The 23,044-nt window shown below is 51.7% G+C and carries 22 protein-coding genes and 3 tRNA genes; 20 read left to right on the forward strand and 5 right to left on the reverse strand.

Annotated elements, in window-relative coordinates; translation table 11 throughout:
• Genes MLAB_RS07165 through MLAB_RS07200 form a run of 8 tightly spaced genes read left to right on the forward strand, consistent with a single transcriptional unit; the run spans position 1 to position 7,207 of the window.
• A complete protein-coding gene (locus MLAB_RS07165) occupies positions 1–552 on the forward strand; it encodes a hypothetical protein (RefSeq protein WP_011833722.1) in 552 nt (183 codons plus the stop codon).
• Positions 549–1,304, forward strand: a complete 756-nt coding sequence (nadE, locus tag MLAB_RS07170; protein WP_011833723.1) for an NAD(+) synthase — start codon at positions 549–551, stop codon at positions 1,302–1,304. Before MLAB_RS07165 ends, nadE begins: the two co-directional genes overlap by 4 nt.
• A 48-nt stretch (positions 1,305–1,352) precedes the next feature.
• On the forward strand, positions 1,353–2,288 hold the full coding sequence (locus MLAB_RS07175; protein ID WP_011833724.1) for a hypothetical protein: 936 nt from the start codon (positions 1,353–1,355) through the stop codon (positions 2,286–2,288).
• 1 nt (position 2,289) lies between these two features.
• Entirely contained in the window at positions 2,290–3,603 is a 1,314-nt protein-coding gene (locus MLAB_RS07180) for an FAD-dependent oxidoreductase (protein ID WP_048062096.1), read from the forward strand.
• Between the two features lie 38 nt (positions 3,604–3,641).
• The gene (glyA, locus tag MLAB_RS07185) at positions 3,642–4,892 is read left to right on the forward strand and encodes a serine hydroxymethyltransferase (protein WP_011833726.1); all 1,251 of its coding nucleotides are present in this window, start codon (positions 3,642–3,644) and stop codon (positions 4,890–4,892) included.
• Entirely contained in the window at positions 4,892–5,695 is an 804-nt protein-coding gene (folP, locus tag MLAB_RS07190; RefSeq protein ID WP_011833727.1) for a dihydropteroate synthase, read from the forward strand. Before glyA ends, folP begins: the two co-directional genes overlap by 1 nt.
• Positions 5,696–5,739: 44 nt before the next feature.
• On the forward strand, positions 5,740–6,378 hold the full coding sequence (cofC, locus tag MLAB_RS07195) for a 2-phospho-L-lactate guanylyltransferase (RefSeq protein WP_011833728.1): 639 nt from the start codon (positions 5,740–5,742) through the stop codon (positions 6,376–6,378).
• Positions 6,371–7,207 (forward strand): tetratricopeptide repeat protein, encoded by an 837-nt coding sequence (locus tag MLAB_RS07200; protein WP_011833729.1) that lies wholly within the window; start codon positions 6,371–6,373, stop codon positions 7,205–7,207. The genes cofC and MLAB_RS07200 overlap by 8 nt, the downstream gene beginning before the upstream one ends.
• Positions 7,208–7,889: 682 nt before the next feature.
• On the opposite strand, the gene MLAB_RS07205 is transcribed toward MLAB_RS07200, so the two are convergent.
• The 3 genes from MLAB_RS07205 to MLAB_RS07215 form a co-directional block, all read right to left on the reverse strand.
• A tRNA-Asp gene (locus tag MLAB_RS07205) sits at positions 7,890–7,962 on the reverse strand.
• A 45-nt stretch (positions 7,963–8,007) separates the two neighbouring features.
• Positions 8,008–8,080 (reverse strand) — tRNA-Asp (locus tag MLAB_RS07210).
• Positions 8,081–8,099: 19 nt separating this feature from the next.
• Positions 8,100–8,210, reverse strand: a tRNA-Tyr gene (locus MLAB_RS07215).
• Between the two features lie 131 nt (positions 8,211–8,341).
• On the opposite strand from MLAB_RS07215, the gene MLAB_RS07220 reads away from it, so the two are divergent.
• Complete coding sequence (locus MLAB_RS07220) at positions 8,342–8,590, forward strand: DUF1922 domain-containing protein (RefSeq protein ID WP_011833730.1); 249 nt, start codon at positions 8,342–8,344, stop codon at positions 8,588–8,590.
• On the opposite strand, the gene MLAB_RS07225 is transcribed toward MLAB_RS07220, so the two are convergent.
• On the reverse strand, positions 8,587–8,850 hold the full coding sequence (locus MLAB_RS07225) for a UPF0147 family protein (RefSeq protein ID WP_048062097.1): 264 nt from the start codon (positions 8,848–8,850) through the stop codon (positions 8,587–8,589). The genes MLAB_RS07220 and MLAB_RS07225 overlap by 4 nt on opposite strands.
• Before the next feature lie 121 nt (positions 8,851–8,971).
• Here MLAB_RS07225 and MLAB_RS09440 point away from each other — a divergent pair, with 121 nt between their 5' ends.
• The 5 genes from MLAB_RS09440 (at position 8,972) to MLAB_RS07250 (ending at position 12,435) form a co-directional block, all read left to right on the forward strand.
• Entirely contained in the window at positions 8,972–9,346 is a 375-nt protein-coding gene (locus MLAB_RS09440) for an Sjogren's syndrome/scleroderma autoantigen 1 family protein (RefSeq protein WP_052288993.1), read from the forward strand.
• Positions 9,346–9,885, forward strand: coding sequence for a dephospho-CoA kinase (locus tag MLAB_RS07235; protein WP_011833733.1), 540 nt, complete (start codon positions 9,346–9,348; stop codon positions 9,883–9,885). Before MLAB_RS09440 ends, MLAB_RS07235 begins: the two co-directional genes overlap by 1 nt.
• Positions 9,882–10,652 carry a sugar phosphate isomerase/epimerase family protein gene (locus MLAB_RS07240; protein ID WP_011833734.1) on the forward strand — a complete coding sequence of 257 codons (771 nt, stop codon included), beginning with the start codon at positions 9,882–9,884 and terminating at the stop codon, positions 10,650–10,652. Before MLAB_RS07235 ends, MLAB_RS07240 begins: the two co-directional genes overlap by 4 nt.
• Entirely contained in the window at positions 10,653–11,591 is a 939-nt protein-coding gene (locus MLAB_RS07245) for a ribonuclease Z (protein ID WP_011833735.1), read from the forward strand.
• An 85-nt stretch (positions 11,592–11,676) separates the two neighbouring features.
• The gene (locus MLAB_RS07250) at positions 11,677–12,435 is read left to right on the forward strand and encodes a MarR family transcriptional regulator (RefSeq protein WP_011833736.1); all 759 of its coding nucleotides are present in this window, start codon (positions 11,677–11,679) and stop codon (positions 12,433–12,435) included.
• Positions 12,436–13,091: 656 nt separating this feature from the next.
• Here MLAB_RS07250 and MLAB_RS07255 read toward each other — a convergent pair.
• Positions 13,092–14,282, reverse strand: coding sequence for a hypothetical protein (locus MLAB_RS07255; protein ID WP_048062098.1), 1,191 nt, complete (start codon positions 14,280–14,282; stop codon positions 13,092–13,094).
• Positions 14,283–14,379: 97 nt separating this feature from the next.
• Here MLAB_RS07255 and endA point away from each other — a divergent pair, with 97 nt between their 5' ends.
• The 6 genes from endA to MLAB_RS07285 all read left to right on the forward strand — a co-directional run bounded on the left by endA (position 14,380) and on the right by MLAB_RS07285 (position 22,990).
• The gene (gene endA / locus MLAB_RS07260) at positions 14,380–15,390 is read left to right on the forward strand and encodes a tRNA-intron lyase (protein WP_011833738.1); all 1,011 of its coding nucleotides are present in this window, start codon (positions 14,380–14,382) and stop codon (positions 15,388–15,390) included.
• 10 nt (positions 15,391–15,400) lie between these two features.
• Positions 15,401–16,657, forward strand: a complete 1,257-nt coding sequence (locus MLAB_RS07265) for a tryptophan--tRNA ligase (RefSeq protein ID WP_011833739.1) — start codon at positions 15,401–15,403, stop codon at positions 16,655–16,657.
• Positions 16,658–16,660: 3 nt separating this feature from the next.
• Complete coding sequence (gene pheS, locus MLAB_RS07270) at positions 16,661–18,085, forward strand: phenylalanine--tRNA ligase subunit alpha (protein WP_011833740.1); 1,425 nt, start codon at positions 16,661–16,663, stop codon at positions 18,083–18,085.
• Between the two features lie 2 nt (positions 18,086–18,087).
• Complete coding sequence (gene pheT / locus MLAB_RS07275; protein WP_011833741.1) at positions 18,088–19,710, forward strand: phenylalanine--tRNA ligase subunit beta; 1,623 nt, start codon at positions 18,088–18,090, stop codon at positions 19,708–19,710.
• A 113-nt stretch (positions 19,711–19,823) separates the two neighbouring features.
• Positions 19,824–20,831 carry an ABC transporter substrate-binding protein gene (locus MLAB_RS07280; RefSeq protein ID WP_011833742.1) on the forward strand — a complete coding sequence of 336 codons (1,008 nt, stop codon included), beginning with the start codon at positions 19,824–19,826 and terminating at the stop codon, positions 20,829–20,831.
• A 341-nt stretch (positions 20,832–21,172) separates the two neighbouring features.
• Positions 21,173–22,990: a helical backbone metal receptor gene (locus tag MLAB_RS07285; RefSeq protein ID WP_187146111.1), complete on the forward strand. Its 1,818-nt coding sequence runs from the start codon at positions 21,173–21,175 to the stop codon at positions 22,988–22,990.
• Positions 22,991–23,044 lie beyond the last annotated feature (54 nt).

Below are 23,044 nucleotides of genomic sequence, written 5' to 3' on the forward strand. Positions count from 1 at the left end.
ATGAAATGCAGCCGATGCAGCAGAGAGGCAGTCGTGACCCAGCCGTATTCAGGTCTTTCTCTCTGCGAACTTCACGCTGCAGCCGACATAGCGGCGAAAGCCAAAAAAGAGATCAGGCATAGGGGGGGCTTCCCCTCGGGATCCAAACTCTTTGTCGAAGAAGATCGGACGTTCCGCAGTTTTGCCCTGCGGATCTTTCTGGCGGACATGCTTTCGGCCCGGACTGATCTGCTCTTCGTAAAAGACCCAAAGGATGCCGATGTGATCCTTGAACCATCCACGCTGGACGATACCGCTCTCTTAGTGCTGGAATCCGTCTGTGCCGGGACCCAGGACCGGCTGGTCGATTCCGGCAAAGGACGGATCGCACCGTTTTCAGTGATCCCAACGGGCGAGGTGTTCTGGTATGCACAGCGGCACGGATACAAAGGATCCAAACCAAAGATCGGCGGAAACACTGCGGAGTTCCTCGCCGGATTTACCGCAGAACATCCGGGCACCCGCTATGCGCTGAAAAATATCCGTGATGCGTTAAAATTGGAGGATAAATGACCGAAGTAACCTGTGAATGTATCGGATGCGAGATCGTAAAAACAAAAGACCTCATCAGACAGACCGTCTGGGAGGCAAACGCCCGCGGAGTGGTCATCGGCATCTCAGGCGGGATCGATTCGGCGGTCGCATGCTCGCTCTGCTGTAAAGCCCTCTCCCCCGAACGGGTGCTTGGCGTGAATATGCCGGTCTCATCCAACAATCCGCAGGATCATCTGGATGCAGAGGAACTCTGCCGAGGCCTTGGCGTCGAGCTGATCACGGTTCCTCTGGAAGATGTAAGAGCCGCGTTCCTTGCAGCCCCCCACATCACCGACACTCCGGTCCTCAGAGGAAACATCGCGGCACGCCTTCGAATGACCACATTATACAATATCACCGCAGCCCGCAAATACCTCGTCTGCGGAACCTCGAACAAAACCGAGTATATGATCGGCTACTCGACCAAATGGGGAGACTCCGCAGCCGACATCCAGCCGCTCCTCCATCTCTGGAAAAAGGACGTGTACCTCCTCGCAAAAGAGTTGGGCGTTCCCGAATCAATCATCAGAAAAGCTCCAAGCGCAGGATTCTGGGAAGGACAAAGCGACGAAGGAGAACTCGGCATGAGTTATGCCGATCTGGACGCCGCACTGATCGAACTGGAAAAGAACGGCGGCGTTCCAAACAATCCAAACGAGGAAAAGGCACTTGGATTCATCCAACGCTCGAGACACAAACGGGCACCTGCGGCAAACAGACTCTTCACCTGAGCCAAGACAACGGATTTTATGAGAATGGAGAACCAATAGGTACTAATTATGGGTGAACTTATTCACACACATGCGGTGACCGAGATACGGCGTGTTCTCGAAACCGCAGGATATGACTGTGAGATTGAAGAGGGGCCGTTCAATCTCTCGGCAGTGCGGGGTGCAAAATGCATCCTCGTCATGTGTTCTGACGACATAAATCTTCTTCAGCGCTTCGACATGACCCCCTACACGATAAACCTCGGCGGAACCAAAGTCCGCTGCGACAAGATCATTTTTACCGGCAGTTCCTATTTCCAACCAAAGGAGTCCGATCTTTGGTCAAAGGATAAACTCCTCAAATACATAGGAGATGCAGCCGCTGCACGCATCTGGAGCCTGCCGTTCGATATCGTCGGGGCACCCAGTTATGCATACACGAACATCGGGGTCAATCAGCCGCCGATCGGATACGACCTTGTTCTTCCGGTCAGGATCTCCGGACAGGAGGCGATTCGCGTTGCCCGTCAGCAGGGAACGACCGTTCTCCGTATGATCCCATACTGGTATTATCACTACAAAAGCGGTGGAGAGGCAACCTACAAAGGAAAGAGCGTCTCCTTCGACGATGAAGGATCGGGCTGGATCAATGCGATCAATGATCTCCCGGGACAGTTCGGCGATGTCGTTCCGCAGGAAGCAGAGCTCCCGCAGAATGCCGAGATCATGCCGCCGGTCACCAGTCTGGATCAGGCAAAAGAGCGGATCAGATGCGATCTGATCAAAAAGCTCACCCGCAGAGTCAGAATCAAAACGACTGCTGGAGATGCGATCTTTGCCGAGGAGAAGGACTTTAGGCCGAGCGATGAGAACATCGATCTGGTCTTCAAGAAAGTGTACGTCCCGGTATGGCAGGTACGAGGAAAGAAGGACATCGTGGAAGTGAACGCATACTCCGGCGAGGAGCTGACACTTCCCTCCGATGAAGGCTGCGAAGTGTTCTAAAATGATCTACATTATAGGCGGAGGACCTGCCGGGCGAATGGCGGCACTCCGCCTCGCCGGCGCCGGAAAAGAGGTCACCCTTCTTGAGAGAAAGGCGATCGGCGGAACCTGCATCCATGACGGATGCATGCTCGTCTGCGGGCTGAACGATGTTGCCCGCAGCATCAATACCATATCTTTTTTGAAAAATTCAGGGGTTATCGACGGAAATGCATCCGTCAGGTTCCCGGACGTTATCCAGAAACTCGAAGGAGTCCAGAGGAAACTGGAAACCATCCTCGAACGGGAAACGAAAGCAGCAGGCGTCGTTATCGAATACGACGCGGCGGTCGAGATCCGGGACGGAAAACTGTTTGTGAACGGGGAGCCGCGTAAAGCGGAAAACATCATCATCGCGACCGGAGCCGGCATCCATGTGCCGGACATCCCGGGAAGTTCCCTTTCCGGCACGTACACCGCAAAGACGCTTCGCACGATGCCAACGCTCCCGAAAAAGCTCGCGATCATCGGCGGAGGCATCTCAGCAGCCGAGTTCGCCTACATCTATGCGGCGTTCGGATGTGAAGTGACCATTTTCTGCAGAAGTGTGCTCCTGCCCATCCTCCCGGAAAAGATGATGAAGGCGGCACTCCGCGATCTCGCAAATGTCACTATTCTCTACGGACAGGTCGAGGAGATCCTTGGAAAGGATAAGGTCGAGGGTGTTCGGATGGACGGGAAGGATCTGCCTTTCGATGCGGTGCTTTTCGCGACTGGTATGAAAGCCGAGACCTCGCTCTTTACCGGCATGAAGAAAAATCCGGACGGCTCTATCAAAGTGAATGAAAGGATGGAGACATCGATTCCGGGGATCTATGCCGCAGGCGATGTGACCGGAGCACCGTACTTCACCCCGGTCGCCCGCCTTCAGGGATTTGCGGCCGCGGATTCCATACTAGGACACCCGCGGACCGTAGATCTTGATCAGATCCCGTTCACGATCGTTCTTGGTCTGGACTACACCATCTGTGCTCCGAAAAAAGGAGAGGAGGGCGTAACCTTCTCTTCGCCCAACATCGCCGGACCCGAGTCGTTCTGGCATGTGGCGGACGGATCGGTCGGATCCATGCATCTTACCGTTTCAAAAGAAGACGGACTGATCCTCGGCTTTGCCACCGCAGCGCCTTCTACGAGTATCGTCGGAACGTATCTGGGATATCTGGTCCGTAAAGGGGTGACCGTACATGAGTTCTCTCCCATGCTCGAAGTCCACCCGACCCCCGACGGCATGTATTCGATGATCCGTCTCGCGGATGACGCTTTGAACAGACAGTAGTCGCCTTTATCACGTTATATTAACTATATTTACGTAATATGTCTTCCCTGGCACTATTTGACCCGGAAATTTTCCAGCTGATAAACAAAGAACACAAGCGTCAGGTCGAGGGGCTTGAGCTTATCGCTTCGGAAAATGTCGTCGCACGCGAAGTAATGGAGGCAATGGGAACCATTCTGACCAATAAATATGCAGAAGGTTATCCGGGAAAGCGTTACTACGGCGGCTGCGAATTTCATGATCAGATCGAAAACCTCGCACGCGACAGACTCTGCCAACTTTTCGGTGCAGAACACGCAAACGTCCAGCCCCACTCGGGAAGCCAGGCGAATGAAGCAGTATATCTCTCATGTCTGAAACCGGGAGACAAGATCCTCAGTCAGAGCCTGAATAACGGCGGTCACTTGTCCCACGGCGACCCGGCAAACATGTCCGGAAAATGCTTCGACATCTCCTTTTACGGTGTCGACTTCGATACCGAACGTCTCGACTACGGCGTGATCGAAGAGCTTGCACGGAAAAACAAGCCTGACCTCATCGTCTGCGGAGCATCCGCATACCCGCGTGAGATCGATTTCAAAGCATTCGCAGAGATCGCAGAAGACGTCGGCGCCAGATCGATGGCGGACATCGCCCATATCTCCGGACTCTGCTGCACCGGACTCCACAACTCTCCGGTCGGCGTTACCACCTACACCACCTCGACAACGCATAAAACCCTCCGCGGACCCCGCGGCGGCGTGATCATGTGCAATAAAGAGTATGCAAACTCTATCGACAAGGCGGTTTTCCCGGGAATGCAGGGCGGACCCCTTATGCACGTGATCGCCGCAAAGGCCGTTTGTTTCCGTGAAGCGCTCACCGACGACTACAAAGAATACGCTAAACAGGTCGTCAAAAACTGCAAAGTGCTTGCAGCAACTCTTGAAGACAATAACTTCCGTCTCGTTTCCGGCGGAACCGACAACCACCTCTGTCTGCTTGACCTTTCCGACCACAACATATCCGGCCAGCAGGCGGAAGTCGCTCTTGGAAAAGCAGGCATCACCGTTAACAAAAACACGATCCCAAGACAGGCTCTCTCTCCCTTCGAGACCTCGGGTATCCGGATCGGGACGCCGACCATCACGACCCGCGGTATGAAGGAAGAACAGTGTAAACAGATCGGAGACTGGATCGCCAAGGTCTTAAACCACATCGATGACGAGAAGACGATTGCCGGAGTCAAAGACGAAGTTACGTCGCTTTGCCTGAAGTATCCTCTGTATCCGGAAATTCGGACCTTATAATGGAAGTCAGCATCAAAGGGATCGGCATTGGAGGTGCCAATCCTCCCCGTCTTATGGGGGTACTCAACATCAGTCCAGAGTCCTTCTTCTCGGACTCGTTCACGCCTTACGAACTGGTAACGACCCGTGTCGAGGAGATGCGCCGCGCAGGTGCCGATATCATCGACATAGGTGCACGAAGTACGGCTCTTACGGCGCCGCCGATCACCGTCGCTGAGGAAAAGGAACGGGTCATCCGCACGCTGAAGAATCTGGAAGATTCCGGCGCCGTCTTCTCACTCGATACGATGTATCCCGAGGTTCTCGAGGCGGCACTCAGATACAACATCGACGCGGTGAACGATATCGGCGGACTCTCGAATGTCCGTTACGCAAAAGTTGCGGCGGACAGCGGCCTCCCGATAATCGCCATGACGGCACACAACCGGCCGGGCGATCCGACCAACATTGCCTCCACACATGAAGCTTTAAGAGAGATCATCGTCAGGGCCGAACATTACAACATCGACCAGCTGATCCTGGACCCCGGTATCGGGAAGTGGATCGCAGAACGATCGAGCGAGGCGGACTGGGAACTCTGCCGCAGATTTTCCGAGCTGGACGTATACGGATATCCGCTTCTTGCTGCAGCATCCAGAAAAACGTTCATCGGTGACTGTCTGGATAAGCCGCCGCATGAACGGCTTTACGGCTCCCTCGCCGTCCTTTATGCTCTTCTGGAGGGGGGAGCGGACATCGTGCGGGTCCATGATGTAGGCCCATCAAAGGACATCCTGAAAGTTTTTCAGATGATGCACCCCTAAGGAGAAAAGTATCTATCATCAAAAGGCCCCAAATAGTAGTAACAATGTACTTCCACGCCCTGATTCCGTTCAAACCGGTCAACCCGAAGACCCGGCTTTCATCCGTTCTGTCCCAGGAGGAACGCGAGGAGTTTGCGAGGATAATGCTGGAAGACGTGATCCTCGCAGTCAGAAGGACAGGATGCAGTGCAACGCTCCTTTGCACGTCAAAGTACGAGTGCAGGGATGCCCTCGTGGCAATACGAAAGGAGGGACTCAATGAAGCGATCAACTGGGCCCTTCCGCAGTTCCACTGCCCGGCCCTGATCATCATGTCGGATCTTCCGATGGTGACGCCCGGAAGTCTTCAGCGGGTCATCTCCACCAAAGCGGATATGGCGATCGTGCCGGGTCTCGGCGGCGGGACAAATGTGATATTTGTCAAGAAGCCGGAAAAGTTCCATGTGGAATACTATGGATTCTCGTTCAGGCGGCATCTCCAAATCGCCGAGGAACTCGAACTCACCGTCGAGATCATCGACTCCATGAGAATGTCGACCGACGTGGACGAGCCGGCGGATCTGGTCGAGCTGATGATCCACGGACACGGAAATGCCCGCGAATGGCTGTATGAACACGGATTCTCCCTCTCTGTAGAGGATGGACGGGTGAAGGTCCACCGGGACGGTAAGGAAGTTGTCTGATTTTATCGAAAAAGCCGAGGAGCTTGCCCTCTCCGGAAAGTTTGAGGAGGCTCTCGGAAAATATGACGAGGCAATTGGAGAAGATCCCTCTGATCCCCTCACGTATGTTGGAAAGGCCTCGGTTCTGAAGGCGCTTGGAAGATATGACGAGTGTATAGAGTGTATGGATACTGCCGTCCGAATCATTCCGGAGTGGAAGGGAACAGATCCAGAACGGATCCCGGCGTTTACTTCGATGCTGCTCGTACTGAAAGCCGAGGCACAGTTATACGCCGAGAAACCAAACGAGGCGCTTGTCACGGTGGACGAGGCGGATGAAATCAGAACAGCGGACGCCGCATCCCTCGTCGTACGTGCCCAGGCGTATGCCCAGCTGCAAAACTACGAAGCGGCCGGCAACTGTCTGTACCGTGCGGAGGAGTGGTGTTTTCTGCATGACGACGCAATGCTGACCCAGATCTGGCTTTCAAAAGTTCATCTGGCAAAAGAGGCAGGCAAACCCTTTGTTCCGCCGTATGCCTCCGAGGTGTACAAATCCGGAAACTGGCGAACACCTGTTGGAACGGCCGAGGAGCTTTTCGAGCGGGGAAATAATCTCCGCAGCGAAGGTCTGCTGTACGACGCCCTCAGATATTATGACGCCTGTCTTGCGGCCGAACCCAAAAATAAGGCACTTGTTCTGTTCTTCAGGGGAATCATCTTTGAACAGCTGAAAAACTTTGGCGAAGCATATTCCATGTATTCGGATGCCTTGGCAGCCGGACCAGCGCCAGAGGATGAAATGAAGATCCGAGTAAGATGGGCAAACGCGAAAAGCCGGCGGATCTGAATACTCTTTTTTTATAATCGGTTTGAAAACAGAATCTGATAATTCATAAAATAGGAGTTACGCGGTGTGCTCTCAATCCAATTCGTGAAGGGTATTACTGGGTGTGGACACATGAGATAAAACCAACCGCGAATCGGCGCGAATCCGCCCTTCGGGCGAAGCGAATCGGATTTGCTGACCCTCACTCTCGCTCGTTGGGCCTGGTCGCAAATCAAAGATTTGCTCCGCTAAGGTCGTCGACTTCGTCGCCAACCCGCCGACCCAACGGCTCGTCCCTTCATCGGGATCGTTCGGGCAAATCCTGTCGGTGCCCCGGCACCTCCAGTGAGGGAGAGATTCATTGAGCAGTCCTTAATCTGAAAAATATCCACTGTACTGACAATCACGATATAAGATCAAGAGAAATATCAATAATAGGAGCCGCTGGGGCGGCGACAGGATTTGCCCGAACGGTCCCGATGAAGGGATGAGCAAGACAGCGAAGCTGGATTGCGAAAGTGAGGATCAGCAAATCCGATTCCGGGAGCAAGCCAAAGGCTTGCGGGATTCGCGCCGATTCGCGGTTGGTCTTTTCTCACGTGTCCACACTTATGCCACTCACGAAATCGAAGTACATCTCATAAGATCTTCAGTTTTTTTCCGGTTAAGATCGCACCGCGTAAGTCCTATTAAAAAAACGAAACGCCCAAGTCGGAATTCGAATCCGAGTCGCAGCCGTGACAGGGCTGCATGATAGGCCACTACACTACTTGGGCAACAAACCGCACGTCAATCCCGCACAATCAAAACGAAAGAAGAAGCGCCCAAGTCGGAATTCGAATCCGAGTCGCAGCCGTGACAGGGCTGCATGATAGGCCACTACACTACTTGGGCATTGATTGCGTCTTGAAAATGGTCCCGACTCCCGGATTCGAACCGGGGACATCGCGGTAGCCGCGCAGTACGCCCGCAGGCGTTAATTTCTTTCTACAGCCGCGCACTCTACCATCTGAGTTAAGTCGGGATTGACTGCTTTAACTAGAAGGATCTGTAAAAATATAAACATACCGATTTGGAAAACCCGGCAGCCGACGAACATGGACATAAATAACCTGATATGTAAGAAAAGTAAGAATTACTGAAACGATAAGAACCATGAAAAACAGGGAGGGATTTTCCGTAATCGGGTGCATGAAATGCAGAAGGAGGATAGTCGCCGACCTTTCCTATGCTACCAAAACCTGCATCTGCGGGAACAAAATCGATCTTACACAAACAAAACTGCTTGCCGTGTGCGAATCGGCAGATGAAGCAGGCGAACTTCTCAGACGCATGCAGACAGCGAAAAACTCGGGCTTCACGTCTGCGAATAAGATCGGCGGATCGTTAGAAAAAAAGAGTTAGTCAAAGGGTATTGCTTCAAGAGTCGAAGCAAGTTCCCATATCCTGGTCCGTGCATGGATCGGCATATTCGAGTCATTGCTGACCTCATCAATCATGGACAAGGCACTTGCGGCTCTTAGACCGATCGTTTTCTTCTCATCCTGGAGAACCTTCATCGTTTCATCGGCCACGCGGCGGATATTCCGCGGAATCGTTGAATCTTCACTCATTGCATGCAGCATCATAATGCACTGCTTGATCATATCTTCCGGATTTGCCATATTTAGCTCCCAACCCCAAAATCTGTAACTCATGTTAAACCTCCGCAAAAATAAAGACTCCCTTTATTCTTGAGACATTATATACTCTGAAAACCAATTTGTACAGAAGAGAAAAACAGCCATGACGAAAAAACCCGAGGATATAATGACGGAGTATCTCCTAAACGGCGCGAAAATGCTCTCGGAACTCTGTCCCAAATGCGAGGCCCCTCTATTTGATGTGAAGGGAAAGAAGATGTGCGTGGTCTGTGCCAATACTCCAACTGAAGATACAGCGCAAAAGGAAACCGCGGAAAAGATCCAGATGATCGTGCCTAAATATGCCGCCGCCGATCAGACCCCGTCACCTGCTCCGAAAAACATTCTCGAAAGCCTTGATGCGCTGATTCTCCAGCTTTGCACCCGTGCCGCCGCCGAAACCGAACCGGAACGCTGCCGGACCTTAATCGAGTGCATTAGGACCGCCGCGGAAGCAAAAACCATACTCTCGAGATAATGAAAGTCGTCGGCGTTGTCGGGTATCCCGCGAGCGGGAAGGGGGAGTTTTCCGTGATCGCGGGGCAACTTGGTATCCCCGTCGTGGTCATGGGGGATATGATCCGGAGAAAGGTCATCGAAAACGGACTGGAACTAACGGACGAGAACATCGGAGCAGCCGCACGAAACCTTCGTGCCGAACTCGGTATGGACGCGGTCGCGATATTAACGGCAGAGGAGATCGCAAAAATCAACCCGAACATTGTCGTCATCGACGGGATAAGAGGGGACGCCGAGGTTACCTACTTCAAATCCGTCTTCAGCGACTTTTCGCTTCTGGCAATCACGGCAAGTTTTGAGACGCGCCTTCTCAGGATGAAAAACCGCGGGAGAAGCGATGATACGACAACGCCCGAGACACTTCGCTCACGCGACGAACGCGAGGAGTCGTTTGGACTTAGCCGAGCCGTCGCTCTTGCGGATATGCGGATCGAAAACGAGTCGAGCCGCGAGGAGTTTGCCGCACGGATCCGGGATTATCTGGAGAGCCTTGCATGAAAATCTTCTTTGCCTCCTCTTCAAAAGTCTGGGAAGATCCGGAATGGGTCTCAGAGATCCCCGAGGTCGGGTTCGACGGCTGGGAGATATCGGCTGACGGAAACTACCGGCTGGATAAACCGGAGACGTTTTCCGCAGTCAAACGGGTTATCGATGAAAACGGACTTGACGTCTCCGTGCATGCCCCGTTCAGTGATCTGAATCCTGCATCCATCAATATGCCCATTTGGGAAGAAACAGTTCGACAGTTCACCGTCTGCATCGAACAGGCCGCAGAGCTCACGGACACAGTGGTCCTCCACCCGGGGTATCTCTCCCCTGTGAGCAGATTCGACGAAGCTTCCGCATGGAACAATCACAAACAAGCATGTATCCGGCTCGGAGAAACCGCACAGCGTGTGGGTATTACCGCGTGTCTGGAAAATATGCCGAACCTCGACGACTTTTTCTGCCGTGATCCCTACGAACAGGAAGGATTCGTCGACGGTGTGCCGGGGATGGGACTCGTGCTGGATATCGGGCACGCCAACACAACCGGCAATCTGGATGAATTCTGTAAAATCATCCTGCCAAAAGCCCACCACCTTCACATCCACGACAATCATGGAAAATACGATGAACACCTCCCTCTTGGTGGGGGCACGATAAACTGGGATAAGATCATGCCGAGAATAGTCAAGGAATACAAAGGAAAAATCATCGTCGTCGAGGGACGCAACCCGAAAGAGGGAAAGAAAAGCCTCGAATTTTTACGGAAGTGGATCTAAATGGCCGGTGAAACACTCTTCGTGCATTTTCTCGGGACCGCGGGGGCGCTGCCAACGCCGCTTCGAAATCCGTCCTGCATAATGATCAGGCGCGGATCCGACACCCTGCTTTTTGACTGCGGGGAGGGAGCCCAGCAGCAGATGATGCGGCTGAAGACCGGGTTTACGGTAAATGCCGTTTTTATCACCCACTGGCACGCCGACCATTATCTGGGAATATTCGGGCTCATCGAGACGATGGCGTTCAACGGCAGGACCGAACCGCTGACGCTTTACGGACCGCGGGGTATCGACTGGTTTGTAAATATCATCCATCAGCTGACCCCGAAAATCCCGTTCACGCTCTCGGCAATCGAGGTGTCCGACGGAGATGTAATAATGTTCGACGGATACTCGGTCGTCGCATTCAGAACCTTCCATGGGATGGAAAGCATCGGATACGTTCTGGAAGAGGATATGCGGCCCGGCAGATTCGACCGGGAAGGAGCGATTTCCTTGGGCGTGAAACCCGGACCGATGTTTGGTAAACTCCAGAGAGGGAGCCCGGTCACCATCCTCAGGGGTGACGAAGAGGTGACCATTACCCCGGAGATGGTCATGGGAGAGAGACGGCGCGGGCGAAAAGTTGTGTACACCGGAGATACACGGCCGGTAAAAAATCAGCCGGAGCTTTTAGCAAATGCAGATCTTCTGATCCATGAAGCGACCTTCGATGAAGAGGAAGGGAGCGAACGGGCAAAAGAGGCCTGGCACTCTACCGCATGTGAAGCCGGGCAGGTGGCCGCTCTTGTGAAACCGAAAATTCTGGCCCTTGTACATTTCAGTTCACGCTACATTACTGCGGCAAGCCACATCAAAGATGCAAAAGAGTATTTCAGCGGTGAAATTATTGCACCAAATGACCTGACAACGGTGGAAATTCCCTACAGTGATGAATGAGCCTCTACGCTCTCTCACTGAAAAGATGCCGTATTCCCAATCTACTTAAGAAGGTGCGATAAAACAATAGAGTAAGCGACAGGCCATGCCAGAACCGGACAGCAAAGAACCCCTGAATATCTACTCAAAAAAAGGCACTGTGATCACGGTACGCAGTCCGATACGAAATCGGATCCTCTACCTATTGGCAGAGGAGGGACCGGTCTCTTTTACCAGAATTATGGAGTACACGGGTCTTTCCAAATCCACGGTATCCGGATACGTCAACACTCTGGAAATGAAAGGTCTGATCTCAGTGAGAACAGATCCACGGGATGCAAGAAAAAAAACCTATCAAATAACCGCATCGCATATCGGGAATATCACGCCAAGCGTACAGACCGGGACTTCGGATTTTCGTGAACTCATCAGACAGGCATATGCAAAATACGATAAAATCGATTATAAAGAAATCATCCCACATATCATTAAAGTAGCCCTCAGCGAAGCCGGAATCAACATAGATCCGGTTATCATGCGCGGAGGAGAAATCCTGGGGCAGGCGGTCGCCGTGTATCTGGTGGCCGACACTCTGGACAAAACACTGGCAAACATCACCGAGTTCTGGAAACATTACGGGTTTGGCGAGGTGAGGATTAGGTCAACCGATCCGCTGCAGATCGAAGTGTATCACTGTTATGAATGTATGATCATGCCGTCCGATTCCGGAAAAAGCTGTGCGATCTCCTGCGGAATGCTCAAAGCGATTTTTTCCGCATACTATAATGAAAAAGTCAATGTGGAGGAGACCCAGTGCATGACCGAAGGGCATGACTGCTGTTGTATGAAAATCATCAGACCCTGAATTTGACAGTTAGAGGAAATACCTCATAATGAATACCCCAATATTTTTTCAAAAGCCTTGATAAAAGCTCTCGTGAGTTACTTACTTTCCAGAATATATCTTCACTATTCCATATATTTTTTGATTAATGGGGTGCGGGAGGGCGACTCCGGCGCGGAGCCCGACGCGGTGGGAATATCCTATCTACCATGGCCCTATATGTTTCCGTGTAGTTCTATGGTGATGGAATATTCAGATATTACGTACGCAGTGTTGAGGTGTAGATTCAATTCGGGAAGCATGAGACTGAGATCTATACTCCCAAGCCACTTCCCTTCAAAATACATCTCATACCTCCTCATCCCTTCCATTCTGACTATTCAACGACAGATTAGCTAAGCAGAACTTGAACATGAGCCTTCGACATAAGATATTCCCACCGCGTCGGGCTCCGCGCCGGAGTCGCCCTCCCGCACCCCAAAATCAGAAAAAAGGAAAGATAGGCGGGAGAAGTATATTTGCCAACTGTCAAATTCAGGATCAGACAGGAATATCTGTAAACCCCTCACCTGCAAGATACTTTTTTGTGACGGGATCTTTTCTGTTTAACTGAGTCTTTATGGAAAAATAGATTGGTAACGGGGCTTTACAACCCTGTCAATGATCATTCTGCAGATTTACCGACGGCGCGAGCCGATGAAAGCAGCGATTCCAGCAACTGAGAGACCAAGAATGATTCCTGCGATCGGAACCGGGCTTTCAGCTGGCACCGAATCATCAGTGATCTCGACCAAATATCCGTCGGGCGATCCGGTGAGATAACTCCACCCGGACATAACAACGCTGCCGGATGAAACCTGAGCGACCGAGTTGAACTGACCAGTCACTTCAGGATAAACAACCTGAAGCAAGGCTCCAGCCGGTGTAAGGGTCATCCAGAGAGGAGCGTTCCAGCCGGTACCAGCGATCAGGTAATCGTCACCGAGTTTCGCAACGCCGTAGGGAACAGCTCCACGGAACTCCTTTTCCCACGTAACCGTTCCGTCGGATGAGATCATTGAGGCCCAGATAATGCCAAAAGCGGTGGAGAGATTATACGGAGCCGTAGTACCGGTAACGAAGTACCCTCCGTCTTCTCCCTCGCAAAGGGCATACGCAGTGCTTCCGGGGCCGTAATACTCAGGCTCTGTACTGGTGGTTTTTATGACTGTATTCCAGACGACCGTTCCTCCGTCTTTAATTTTCATGATCCAGGCTTCATCGCTGACGGCAGATACATTGGACGTTGCCCCGCCAACCAGAACATAATCCCCGCCACTCTTCATCATTGAAACGGGGATCCTGCCTTCCGGAAGGGAGAGCTGATCGTTTGCGGGAGTACCGTCACTCAACAAAAAACTCTGGGTAAAGCCAGTGTCGGTTTCCCAGAACCAGCCGGCAAATTTGATCGTATTGCCATTGATCACAACCGGCTGAACCCCTGCGCCAACGCCGGTCAGTGGAATTTCATAGATGATCTTTCCGGTCTGATCCGCACGGCAGAGATAGGTGTCGGTATCGAGCGAGGTCACGTACACGCAGCCGCCGTCCGACAAGGTCGTGATTAAACGGAACTCGGAGCCGGTGACGTTGGTTGACCAGATTGCATTTCCTTTCGCATCGGATTTTACCAGAGACAAAATATCATCGTGGATAATACCGAGATAATATCCACCATCATTCGCTGCTGAAACGGACAGGATATCCGTGTAGTAATCTCCGAGATGATAGGTCTCATTCAGAGTTTCGGTGACCACCGCCTGACCTGCACCGCAGAAAAGCACTGCTGCAAGAAGGAGGAGGAGACCCGTATGTATGCGTCGGGACATATGAGTATATTTCACATTCCTTGTTAGTATCTTTTGTCGTTGTCCCTGCATTACACCCCCTTCATTAATGATAATAGAGAACAAACCTTAACTCCGCGTGAAAGCAGAATTCGACGGAACCCAGGTAATCGCCTCATCCGAAGCTCTCTCCCTGTACGAGCAGAGCGGCTATGGACGGCCGGACAAATCAGGAGTCCTCCGTCTCGACCCCAAAGAAGCCCTCTATCTGATGGCACGGGGTAAAATCGAGATCCCCGGACTCTCCTTTGATCAACTCCTGGCCGAATGCGCGAAAAAACCCGGCTTTTTACGAAACTTCGTTGTATACAGAGACATCAGGGAACGCGGGTATGTCGTGACCACCGGTCCGCAGGACTTCCGCGTCTTCCCACGCGGCCTTCGACCCGGAAAAGGTCAGTCCCGGTATCTTATGCGCGTCCTCTCTGAAAGAGACATGGTCGATCTCGCCGCAGTCATCAAAGATGCAGCAGCATCGGCAAACATGCGCAAACAGTTTGTTTTGGCCGTGCTGGACGACGAACATGAACTCACATATTACGAGGTAAGAATCGGTACACCCAAACCCATTGAACAATCCGAACTCCCAAGCGGGATCCATGCAAAGATCGCCGGTATCCCCTCGTATGTGACGGAAGAAGGAAACGGCATCACCGAGACGCTGAAAAATCTCTGGCTTGGAACGATGCTGGACGGGGTCAGATTGTTCCTCTCACCTCTCGAAACCGCATGGCTTTTGGAAAGCGGACATCTTGAAACGGAACCGTTCATGACCGCGGAAGAATACATCAGTCTCGCCGCATCAGCCGACGCTGAGTTCATGGAAAAACTCATCCTGTACCGGTATCTGAAAGATCTCGGATTTTTCCCAAGATCCGGATACAAATACGGTCACCACTTCCGCGTGTACACACAAAGCGGCAAACACTCCGAGATGCTGGCACATGCCGTGCCTTTTGGAACACTCATGTCCATGAGTGCGATATCCAGATCCGTCCGTTTGGCTCACAGCGTCAGGAAAAAGATGCTTTTTGCCTCCATCTCCGGAACAGAGATCACCGAAGTCGAATTCGCCAGAATGAAAATGTGATGTGAAACATATGGCAGAACAAATAAACCCCTGGTCAAGCACACCGAAAGTCGATATCAACAGGCTCTTTGAAGAGTTCGGGATCGAATCGTTTGCTGCCCAGAAACAACTTCTGGAAGATCAGCCGGTCTTCATCAGAAGAGACATCGTTGCCGGACACCGCGGCTACGAGGCGATATCCGAAGCAATACGAATGAAAAAACCCTTCCATGTCCTGACCGGATTCATGCCCTCGGGACATCCCCACTTCGGACACCTGATGGTGATGAAAGAGGTCGTCTGGCATATCAATCAGGGCGGACGCGGGTTCATTTCGATGGCGGACAGAGAAGCCCACGCCGTTCGAGGCCTCTCCTGGGACGTCTGCGACACATACGCCCGCGAATATATGGAATGCCTCTATGCTCTCGGATTTAAAGGAGAGATCTACTCCCAGCGGAAAAATAATCCCCTCAAAGATCTGGCCTTCGAAGCGGCGACAAAAATAAACTTCTCCGAACTCTCGGCAATATACGGATTCGGGCCGGAGACGGAGCTGGCTCACGCAATGAGCGTTGCCATGCAGGTGGGAGATATCCTCTACCCTCAGCTTGTCGGCGGGGCAGCCCCAACGATCGTTCCGGTTGGAATCGATCAGGATCCGCATATTCGGCTGACACGCGATGTCACCAAAGCCCTGCGGATGTTCCTTGTCGAAGACCGGGGATCCCACATCAGCATCCGGGTGAAAAAAGCAACGCCGGAAGCAATCGATGCGGTCGCAAAACGCTTCAAAGGCGCAAAAAAATACGAAGGACACATCGATCTTCCGGCAGGATATACCGTTGCCGCGGTCGATGAAATCGTCAGGTCCGTCGAGCAGGAGTTCGGCGGCTTTGGTTTCATGCTTCCTTCTTCCACCTATCACAGTTTCCTGCAGGGCCTGCAGGGCGGAAAGATGTCGTCATCGGTCCCGGAAAGTCTTGTCTGGTTCGACGACACGGAAAATGATGCGAAAAAGAAGATCATGGGTGCCCTTACCGGCGGCAGACAGACGCTGGAAGAGCAGAAACAACTCGGCGGCGAACCGGAGAAGTGCTCGATCTATCAGCTCAACAAATTCCATATGCAGGAAGATGACAAGGAACTCGCAAAGATGTGCGAAGCCTGTAAAGCGGGCGAGCTGATGTGCGGAACCTGCAAGAAGGAAACACTGGAACGTGTTCTCACCTTCCTCAAAGAATTCAAAGAAAAACGCGATGAAGTATCTCACATGGTGGAGTGGTAACGTATGGATCTCACAATAAATGAGAAAAGGGTTCTTGCAGCCCTGATCGGATCCGGGCCTAAGGCTGCGGAAATACTCGCAGAAAAGATGGACGCTGCGCTTGAATCAGTGATTCAGTGGGCCCACCTCTGCGCGGACAAGGGTCTTGTCACCCTCGAAAAAACAGTCACCGAACAGGCAAAACTCACGGAAGAAGGAGAAAAATATGCGAAAGAGGGACTGCCGGAACGCCAGATCCTAAATAGCATAGACGGCTCCATCCCAATGAGTGAACTGACCAAAAACCCGCTTTCCAAGATCGCGATTGGATGGCTGAGAAAGAAGAACTGGGTCACGATCAAAGACGGTATCGTTTTCGTTAACGAAAATACAGCCGTCGGCGAGGATGAACTGGCACTGAAAAACCCGGTTCCGGGCACACCGGCCTGCAAAGAACTTGCAAAACGCGGCCTGGTGGAGGTCGTCGAAAAGACCTCCTGGAAGATCGCGCTGACCACGGACGGAGAAAAAATCGCCAAAGACGGCCTTGATCTGAGAGAAGAGGTTGCCACTCTTACGCGTGAACAGATCCTCTCGGGCGAGTGGAAAAGCCTGCCGCTTCGAAAATACAGTATCGACAAACTCCCGAAAAAGATCTACGGCGGCCGGGTCCACCCGAACCAGCAGATCCTGGATGAGATCCGCGATCTCCTCTTCGAGATGGGATTCACCGAGTTCCACGGGTCGATCGTCCAGAACTCATTCTGGAACTTCGATTCCCTTTACCAGCCGCAGGATCACCCGGCACGCGAGATGCAGGACACGTTCCACCTGGCTGAGGAACTCCCGCTTCCAAACGGATGGGAAAAGATCAGGGATATCCACAAATTCGGCGGAGACACCGGTTCGACCGGCTGGGGCGGAGAGTGGAGCCCGGAGGTCGGAAAGAAATGTGTTCTGAGAACGCACTCCACCTCGCTTTCGATCCAGTACCTCGCCGAGCACCCGAACCCGCCGCTGAAGGCATTTTCCATCTCCCGTGTCTACCGCCGGGAGACGATCGACCCGACCCATCTGCCGGAGTTCGAACAGCTGGAAGGTATCGTGATGGACAAGGATCTGCACTTCGGTCACCTGCTCGGATTTTTTAAGGAGTTCTTCGGCAGAATGGGATTCGAAGAGGTCAGGTTCCGCCCGGGATACTTCCCCTACACCGAACCGTCTGTCGAACCTGAGGTCTGGGTCGACGGGCTTGGCTGGGTCGAGCTTGGCGGGGCGGGCATCTTCCGAAAAGAAGTCACTGCACCATGGGGAATCGACTGCCCGGTCCTCGCCTGGGGACTCGGGGTCTCCCGTGTATCCATGCTGAGAATGGGTCTTAAAGACCTGCGCCAGCTGTATAAGAGTGATATCGACTGGATACGCGCAAGCCCGGTAAGGAGGAGCTAAAAATGCCGATCGTAAAACTCAATAATGAATATCTGACCCGTCTGACTGGTACGGATATAGAAACGATCCGTTCCAGTCTTCCTATGATGGGGTCCGAGGTGGAACGCGAGGAGGAGAAACAGACGGATGTCCAGTTCTTCCCGAACCGTCCGGATCTGTACAGCGCCGAAGGCACGGCCCGTGCTCTCCGCGGATATCTGGGAATTGAAACTGGCCTGCCGACCTACGAAGTCAAGCCGTCGGGGATATCCTTCAGCGTGGATCCAAAGCTGGCAAACATCCGGCCGTATCTTGGCTCTGCCGTTATCAGAAATGTCCATATGGACAATGCGATGATCGAATCCCTGATGGGTCTGCAGGAATCTCTCCACTGGGCAGTCGGACGCGGCCGCAAGAAGGTTGCGATCGGCGTGCATGATCTCGATAAGATCGAAGGACCGTTCTCCTATATCGCGGCGGATCGGAAAACAACATTCGTGCCGCTCGATTACGATGTGGAAATGACGATGGAAGAGATCCTTGCCGAGCACCCGAAAGGGAAAGCCTATGCTAGAATCGTGGAAGAGTTCGAGAGATTCCCGCTGATCACCGATGCAAAAGGCAGAGTCTGCTCCTTCCCCCCGATCATTAACGGCGAGCTGACCAGAGTTACGGAGGATACACAGAATATTCTTCTGGATGTCACCGGAATCGAACCGCGTGCCGTGAGTGTAGCTGTGAAAATCCTTTGTGCCGCATTCGTCGAGATGGGAGCGGAGATCGAATCGGTGGAGATCGACGGTGTCGTCTCACCCGATCTTCGTCCGGAAAAACGGACCGTTTCCGTCTCGGAATGCAGCAAACTCACCGGCATTCCGATGACTGCATCCCAGATGACCGAACTTCTTATGAAGATGCGATTTGGCGCCGAAGTGATCGATGAGGATACCGTTTCCGTCGATATCCCCTGTTATCGGGCCGACATCATGCACGATCATGATGTGTATGAAGACGCGGCGATCGCCTACGGATACGATAAGATCGAGACAAGCCTGCCGCCGAGTTTCACTGTCGGAAAGCCGCACCCGGTCCAGAAACTCTACAGTCTCGTCAGAAATATTATGGTCGGACTGTCGTATATCGAGAACACGCCGTTCACGCTGACAAGCGGGGATGTCTCCTACAGTCTGATGCACAGACCGGAGAACCCGGCAGCTCTGCACGTTCTTCACCCGATCAGCGAGGATCAGACGATCATCCGAACCGACATCCTGCCGCTTCTGATGGAGTCGCTCTCGATCAACCGTTCCCGCGAACTTCCGCAGAAGATCTTTGCATGCGGCGACGTAGTGGAAAATCTGGTCACCTATCCGAAGATGGCGGCGGCATCTATCCACACGTCTGCGGACTTCTCGGAGATTTACGCAGTGATGGATGCATTCTGCAGAATGATGTCGATCGAATATGAGGTGCGGGATTCTGCAGATGATGCATTTATTCCCGGAAGACGCGGCGATATCTATGTATCAGGCGAGAAGATAGGCGTCTTCGGCGAGATCAATCCGGATGTTCTCGTCGGATTCGGACTTGAACATCAGGCGGTCGCTTTCGAGATCGACCTGAGAGGGTTCGTCTCAAACGAATAACCGCTCAAAACAGGAATCACCCCTTTTTTTATCCCGCATCTGAACCGGTAGATACGGATCCGGGATATCAACTCATAATTTATTTACTTATGTAAGTTAAACCACAAGTAACAATGAAACAGGTACGAATATTTCTGATTTTCCTGCTGGCCCTTGCCGTATTTTCCGGCTCTGCCCTTGGATGGACCCCGGTAACCATCACCGACGACTCAGGCTTTGAATCGATAATAGAGAGTCAGCCCGAGACGATCGTCTCTCTTGCCCCGACAAACACGGAGATTATCTTTGCTCTCGGACTTGGGGACAAGGTGGTGGGCGTCACTGAATACTGCAACTATCCGGAAGAAGCCCTGACAAAACCGAAAATGGGTGGATATTCTACAATTAACGTGGAAAAAATCGTTGCAGCAAATCCGGATATCATCTTTGCCAACCCGAAAAACGGACAGGAAAATATAGATTCTCTCCGCCAGCTTGGATACAAGGTCATCGTAATTCAGTCTGACAGCGTAGCGGGAACCTATGATGCGATCCGGATGATCGGAACCTGCACCGGTACAACCACCGAAGCGGATTCAATCATATCCGACATGCAGACCCGTATCCAGGCAATAACGGATAAACTTACAGATATTACGGTAAGACCAACGGTTATGCACGCAATGAGTGTTGAGTCGTTTTGGGTTTCGGGAAATAATACATTTCAGAACGAACTGATCACGCTTGCCGGCGGAACTAATGCCTTTTCTGACGTAGATGGCTGGGGCGTGGTCACGCTCGAAAAACTGCTCACAACCGATCCGGAGATCATTCTGGTTGATTCCGGTTCAAAGATGGGAACTATCGGTGAAAACACACTGCAGAAAGCGTTCCTAACCGAACCGCAGCTCAGCGGGATTACTGCAGTAAAGAATAATGCAGTCTATGTTATGGATTCGGATACCTTCGATAGAGGGGGACCGAGGATCGTTATTTCCTTAGAGCAGCTTGCCCAGATCCTCCATCCGGAGATCTTCGGCGAGTATGCCGAACCCGGATCGACCGCGGCTTCCCCCGGGTTTGGTACGGTCCTGATCATTGCCGGACTTATCGGCGGTCTCTTTGTCTGCAGGCGGATCTAATCTTCCTGGTTTATCCCCAGTTTCTTTTTTTATCCCTATGCCGATTTTGTGAGAGAGAAAGGCCTGACACTTCAGCGGATGCAGAAACATATTATAAAGCAATATATATGTAAGTAAAATAAATTTTATTAAGGAAAGACATTTATGTTATATATTTTCCATGCCGGAAGATGATCATGAAACCGAAAATATCCCTCATATTAATTGTACTGCTTCTCTCTCTCATTACTGTGTGCGGTACATCTTCGGCTTCATCCCCAGATGTTGATGAAGCTATACAAAGTGCACTTGATTACATTGCTGCCTCACAATTCCCAGACGGAGGTTTTGCGGAACCCAGCATGGTAGAAGGATCGATCGGCACCACATGGTTTGCCGTCACGGCAATTTCTTCAGCAGGAGAAGACCCGCAAACCTGGAGAGTGAATGAAAATTCCCCCCTCGATTACTGGAATTCAATTAAGGATGACGCGGATGGAACGGGAGAGATGGCAAAGAAAATCACCTATCTTGTTCAGTTCGGAGTAGACCCTCACGATTATAACGGCCATAACTATGTGACCGATCTAAAGTCAAAGGTAAAATCCAGCGGAGAAATCGGCGACTTCATCTATACAACCTACTGGGGTATCTTCGGACTTGTTGCCACCGGTGAAGATGTCAGCACATCTGTTGCGTGGTTAAAACAACAGCAGCAGGATGACGGAGGATTTGCCTGGGCTGAAGGCGGTGTTTCTGACAGTGACGACACAGCAGCATCGATAATGGCACTCATAGCTGGGGGAGTGAGCCCGAATGATCCGGTCATCACCAATGCAATCCAATATCTTCGTGATGTTCAGGAGCCTACTGGAGGATTCAACTACGGCTATTATTCTGAGAGCAACCTTGCTTCAACGGCATGGGTAATTCAGGCACTCGCAGCCTGCGGAGTTGACCCTCTGACAGTTACCAATAATGGAAACAATCCGATTGATTATCTCCTCTCTCTCCAGCAGGCTGACGGTTCATTCAAATATACCGAATATGTTGTAGACAGCCCGGTAAGTATGACGGCTCGCGCGGTGACTGCCTTGAGTGGTAAATCCTACCCGATCATGCCGCTCCAGACGGGATATGATATTAGAAGCAGTACGTATGCGGATGTAATATCCAAAACACCCGTGCCGACCGCATCTCCTGAAACTACACCTACCCCGACATCCACAAAACCAACCGGAAAATGGAATCCGGTCACAATTACCGATGACTACGGTTACACAGTAACTATTACCGAGGAACCATCACGAATCATATCGCTTGCTCCGGCTAATACCGAAATTTTGTTTGCGCTTGGTCTTAATGACTCAATCATCGGCGTAACCGAATATTGCAACTATCCTGAGGAGGCAGCAACAAAACCCATTATTGGCGGTTATACCACGGTGAACGTTGAACGTGTGATTACCCAGGACCCTGATCTCATCTTTGCCTATTATGGGAACGGGGAAGACCTGATAAATCATCTGAGAAATCTTGGATATCCTGTTATCACACTGAACTCGGACAGTATCGACGGCACGCTGCATGACATAGAAATTGTCGGGCAGGCAACCGGAAAAACGACAGAAGCTCAAGAACTTGTTGACAATATGCAAGGCCGAATAGAGGACGTAAAAGAAAAACTGAAGAACGTTACAACTGCACCGCGGACGATTCACTGTATGTGGACGGATCCGTTATGGGTCTCGGGAAACAACACGTTTCAGGATGAGATGATCAAAATCGCCGGCGGCACTAATGCATTCAATGATGTTGAAGGTTGGGGTGTAGTAACACTGGAAAAACTTCTGACCACGGATCCGGAGATCATTATTGTTGATTCCGGTATGGGAATGGGAGAAGGAGGTACTGACATTCTGAAAAATTACTTTGAGGAGGAAGCAAGGCTGCAGACCCTTTCAGCAGTGAAAAATAATCAGGTTTATGTAATAAATGCAGATATTATGGACCGAGGAGGCCCTCGAATTGTAGATTGTATTGAGACACTGGCTAAAATTGAGCACCCGGAACTTTTTGGCGCGCAGGAAGATAATACATCATCCGCGTCATCACCCGGATTTTCGATTATTATAACATGTGCAGCAGTTTGCGGAATATTTTTCTTCCGAAAAAGGTGATTCGTGCAGAAAATATATACAATTATTTTTAAGATTATTTCACACCCCATAAGT

The sequence above is a fragment of the Methanocorpusculum labreanum Z genome, assembly GCF_000015765.1.
In the GTDB taxonomy this organism is placed as follows: Archaea; Halobacteriota; Methanomicrobia; order Methanomicrobiales; family Methanocorpusculaceae; genus Methanocorpusculum; species Methanocorpusculum labreanum.